This is a genomic window from Mesorhizobium sp. M7A.F.Ca.CA.002.05.1.1, assembly GCF_003998335.1.
GTDB lineage: Bacteria > Pseudomonadota > Alphaproteobacteria > Rhizobiales > Rhizobiaceae > Mesorhizobium.
In genome coordinates, this window is sequence record NZ_RZQI01000521.1 from 1 (window position 1) to 4313 (window position 4313).

4 protein-coding genes are annotated in these 4313 nt (G+C 62.6%); 2 read left to right on the forward strand and 2 right to left on the reverse strand.

The features are described from left to right. Window positions 1-151: 151 nt before the first annotated feature. Window positions 152-781 (reverse strand): ATP-dependent Clp endopeptidase proteolytic subunit ClpP, encoded by a 630-nt coding sequence (gene clpP / locus EN939_RS22980; protein ID WP_013532191.1) that lies wholly within the window; start codon window positions 779-781, stop codon window positions 152-154. A 339-nt stretch (window positions 782-1120) separates the two neighbouring features. Between clpP and EN939_RS22985 the strand changes: the two genes are divergently transcribed. Next, window positions 1121-1711, forward strand: coding sequence for a hypothetical protein (locus EN939_RS22985; RefSeq protein ID WP_127269904.1), 591 nt, complete (start codon window positions 1121-1123; stop codon window positions 1709-1711). Window positions 1712-1728: 17 nt separating this feature from the next. Here EN939_RS22985 and EN939_RS22990 read toward each other — a convergent pair whose 3' ends face one another. Continuing rightward, window positions 1729-2832, reverse strand: a complete 1104-nt coding sequence (locus tag EN939_RS22990) for an NAD(P)/FAD-dependent oxidoreductase (RefSeq protein WP_127269906.1) — start codon at window positions 2830-2832, stop codon at window positions 1729-1731. A gap of 103 nt (window positions 2833-2935) precedes the next feature. Between EN939_RS22990 and EN939_RS22995 the strand changes: the two genes are divergently transcribed. Continuing rightward, complete coding sequence (locus tag EN939_RS22995; RefSeq protein WP_127269908.1) at window positions 2936-4186, forward strand: cytochrome P450; 1251 nt, start codon at window positions 2936-2938, stop codon at window positions 4184-4186. The last annotated feature ends 127 nt before the right edge of the window (window positions 4187-4313 follow it).

A 4313-nucleotide genomic window follows, 5' to 3' on the forward strand; every position in this document is an offset into this window, starting at 1 on the left:
CGCGACAACCCCGCATAAAGCTAAGCCGCCGAAACTCAACATAGCCTTAACGTAGGCAATCCTGTCCCCCGAGGGAACAGCCAATTGTGGCCGAAATGCCGCAAGACGCGCCAAAAGCGCGTGATGGTGCCATCCAACTGCCAACTTGCCTTTATGCCAGCGCCCCTTCGGCCGCCTCGCGCGACGAAATGACCTTGTCGATGAGGCCGAAATCCTTGGCTTCGTCGGCGGTCATGAAATGGTCGCGGTCGAGCGTTTTCTCGATCTCTTCGTAGCTCTTGCCGGTGTGCTTGACGTAGACCTCGTTGAGGCGACGCTTCAGCTTGATGATATCCAGGGCATGGCGCTCGATGTCGGACGCCTGGCCCTGGAAGCCGCCGGAAGGCTGGTGAACCATGATGCGGGCGTTCGGCGTGGCAAAGCGCATGTCCTTGTGACCGGCGGTCAGGAGCAGCGAACCCATCGAAGCCGCCTGGCCGATGCAGAGCGTCGACACGGCCGGCTTGATGAACTGCATGGTGTCGTAGATCGCCATGCCCGAGGTGACGACGCCGCCCGGCGAATTGATGTAGAGGTTGATTTCCTTCTTCGGATTCTCGGCTTCGAGGAACAAAAGCTGCGCGCAGACCAGCGTCGCCATGCCGTCCTCGACCGGACCGGTGATGAAAATGATGCGCTCCTTGAGGAGGCGCGAGAAAATGTCGTAGGCCCGCTCGCCGCGATTGGTCTGTTCGACCACCATCGGAACGAGGTTCATGTAGGTTTCGACGGGGTTCTTCATCAGATATCTCTTATCTCGCGGTGGGATTCCGGCGCCGGGAATGCCGGCAGATCGGGCAGAATCGGTTCTGGATCGTTATTCCGTAAATAGGATGCCGGCTCATCCTTGTGCAAGGCCGACCCCTCCTAGCCATCTGGGTAAGTCGAATCAAGCTTTCTGACCAAGGATTCGCGGGCGGCGGATGCTTCCGCGGGTCCGGAGCCGCATGGCCGGCCGCGCAAGGTAGCAGTTTCTTAACCGCGTCACTTAACGAAATGCGCCGAAACCGCTTTTTTCCGAGACGGCTTCCTCTACAATTCAACGTTGAACTTATGCGTAGAGTTCAACAGGGGAAGTGTCATGCCCGGGAAAACCGCATGCTTCACCATCGCCGGCCTGACCATGCTCGGCACGATTTCGCAGACGGCGGCCGGCGGCCGCGCCGTCGAATGTTACGAGCCGGTCCGCAGTCCGGCCGTCTACGACACGGTCTATGAAGACGTGATGATCAGTCCGCCCGGTCAGCAGGTCGACTATATCGCCCCTATCTATGGCACGCGCGAGCGCGTCGTGATGACCGTTCCGGCGCAAGTGACCTACCAGGTCGTGCCGGCCGTCACCCGCACCGTCTACCGCACGGTCCGGATCGATGGCGGCGGCTATTCCTGGGAATGGCGCGTCGTCCATGGCCGCAAGGTGCTGTGCAAGGTCTGGCACAAGGCGCGCTACGAACGTGTCGCCAAAACCGTGGTGATCCAGCCCGAACGCACGCGGCGCGTGGTCATCCCCGCACAATACGACAGGATCGCCCAGGAGGTGCTGGTGCGGCCGGAGCAAAGGCGCATCATCGATGTTCCCGCCTCCTACCAGACCGTCGCGCGTCGTGTGCTGGTTCGCGAGGGTTCATCGGGCTGGCGGCGGGTGCATATTCCCAGGCATTGCCAGAATTAGGTCACCCCCGGCGGCGCTCAGGCGACCTCCGCCCGCAGCCATGCCTTCAAGCCGGCAATATCCCCATCGCCGACAGCAGCGGCAACGCGCCTGCCGACCGCCGCGCCGAACTTGTAGCCGTGACCGGAGCATGCCGAGACAACAAGGCATTTGCCCTTTTCATGCGCCATGAATTTTTCGTCTGATGTGAAAGTGTAGGCGCAGGTGACGACCTCGGTCACACGATAGTCCTCGATGCGGTCGATCGGCGGCGAAAACAGGTTGCGGATCGCCTCGCCCTCGCCCGCCACCGGCTGACGGTTCCAATCGGCGTCGCTGGTCGGCACCCTGTGCCGCCCGGACCCGAATTTCATGCCGGCGCCGCCGGAGGGCGGGATCACATAGCCGTCGATCGCGCCGCCGACATCGAGGACGACCGGTGCCGCCTGCCAGGCCGCCTCGAGATCGGCGGGCGGTTCGACATAGGCAAGTGCGGTTCGATAGGTCTTCAGCTCGCCGTCCAGCTCCGGAAACAGTTTCAGCACCCAGGCGCCGGCGGCGACAACGATGCGGTCGGCCTGCATGGTCTCACCGCTTTCGAGCACGATGTGGCCGGCTTCGGCGTCGACTTCGACGACCTTGCTATTTTCGTAGACATTGGCGCCGTTGGCGCGCAGCCACTTTGCCAGGCCGGACGCGATCTTGCGGCAATGCAGGGCGCCGCCTTCGGTTGAGAAATAGGCGTAGCGGAACGACCCGGCTTCCAGGAACGGCCAGCGCTTCACCGCAGCATCGGGCTCCAGCAATTCGAACGGAAAATTGCCTTCTTCCAGGCCCTCGCGATATTCCTCGGCCTCGTCGCCCGGCTCGCGCGAAATGCAGACAAATCCTCTGGGATCGAGGTGGCTTTCGCCGAGATCGGCCCACATCTCGTCCCAGGCCTGGTAGGCTTCGGTGATCAGCCGGCCATAGCCGGTCCCCGCGCGGTAGGCGCGGCGGATGATGCGATGATGGTCGCCCGACGCGGCCATCGGGTTTGGGATCGGCCCTTGCTCGACGATCGAAACGCTGTGGCCGGCCTTGACCAGCGACCACGCCGTCGAGAGACCGGCAATACCCGCACCGACAACGATCACCTTCATCAAATCAGACTTTCCGCAGCCGGTTGGCTGGCTCAACGTATTGGATTGCGGGCGCCAACATACGGTCTGGAACCAAGCTGGCAAGCCGCGCTATTGGTCTGGCATGAGCAAATGGACGCCTACCGCCCTGGCCTTTGATCCAGCCACTCGACATCTGCGGCTCGACCCGCACGAGCCGGCCTTTTTTCAAAACCCTTATGATGCCTATGCTTTCCTGCACGGCGTATCGAATGCATTCTTCTGGGAAGAATTCGGCTTCTGGTGCTTTGGCGGTTTCGACGACGTCAACCGGCTGCTGCGCGATCGCCGCTTCGGCCGGCAGAACCCGGCCGGCATTCCAGACAGCCGCGGCATTGGACAGGACCGCAGCCATCTCAGGGCCTTCGACGGCGTCGAAGCCAATTCGATGCTGGAACTGGAGCCGCCGGTGCACACGCGGCTGAGAACACTGGTCAACCGCGCCTTCGTCTCGCGTCAGGTCGAACGGCTGCGGGCGCGTGTCGAGGCTTTGGCCAACGAGTTGATCGACCGTTTCGAACCAGGCAAGGCGGTCGACCTGTTGCCTGCTTTCGCGGCGCCCTTGCCGATCACCATCATTGCCGAAATGCTCGGTGTCCCGGTCGAAATGGGGCCGCAACTGCTCGACTGGTCGCACCAGATGGTCGCCATGTACATGCATGGCCGCACACGCGCGATCGAAGAGACGGCCAACCGTGCCGCCCGCGAATTTGCGGATTTCCTCCGTGGCTACGTCACCGAGCGACGCCGAAATCCCGGCGACGACCTGTTGTCGCTGCTGATCTCGGCGCAGGAGGACGGTGAGAGGCTGTCGGAGGACGAGATGGTGTCCTCGGCGATCCTGCTGCTCAATGCCGGCCATGAAGCGACCGTGCATCAGACCGGCAATGCCGTCCGCTCGATCCTTATGCAGGGCGGCGATGTCAGCCGCTTCTTCGGTTCGCCCGAGGCGACCGCGGCAACGGTCGAGGAATGCCTGCGCTTCGACGCGCCGCTGCACATGTTCGCGCGCTATGCCTATCAGGAGATCGAGGTCGCGCCCGGCATCGTCGTGCAGCCGGGCGAGACGATCGGGCTGCTGCTGGGCATGGCCAATCATGACCCACGCGCCTTCGCCGATCCCCTCGCCTTCCGGCCCGACCGTGCCGACCAGAAGAACGTGTCCTTCGGCGCCGGTATCCATTTCTGCATCGGCGCGCCGCTCGCCCGGCTCGAATTGCAGGTGTCGCTGAAAACCCTGTTCGAACGGCATCCGAAGCTGCATCTTGCCGAAGAGGCGCGCTTTCGGGACACTTACCATTTCCATGGGCTGGAAACGCTCGCCGTCGGCTTTTGACGGCCACAAGCCGGGGCTGCCTCAGACTGTGCCCGGGGAATAGGTGGCGCCGGTTTGCCTGATCTGACTGAGTTGAAATTCGCCTTCCTGGAAGAGCCGCCATTCTGCTTTGCAGGTGCATCGGGCG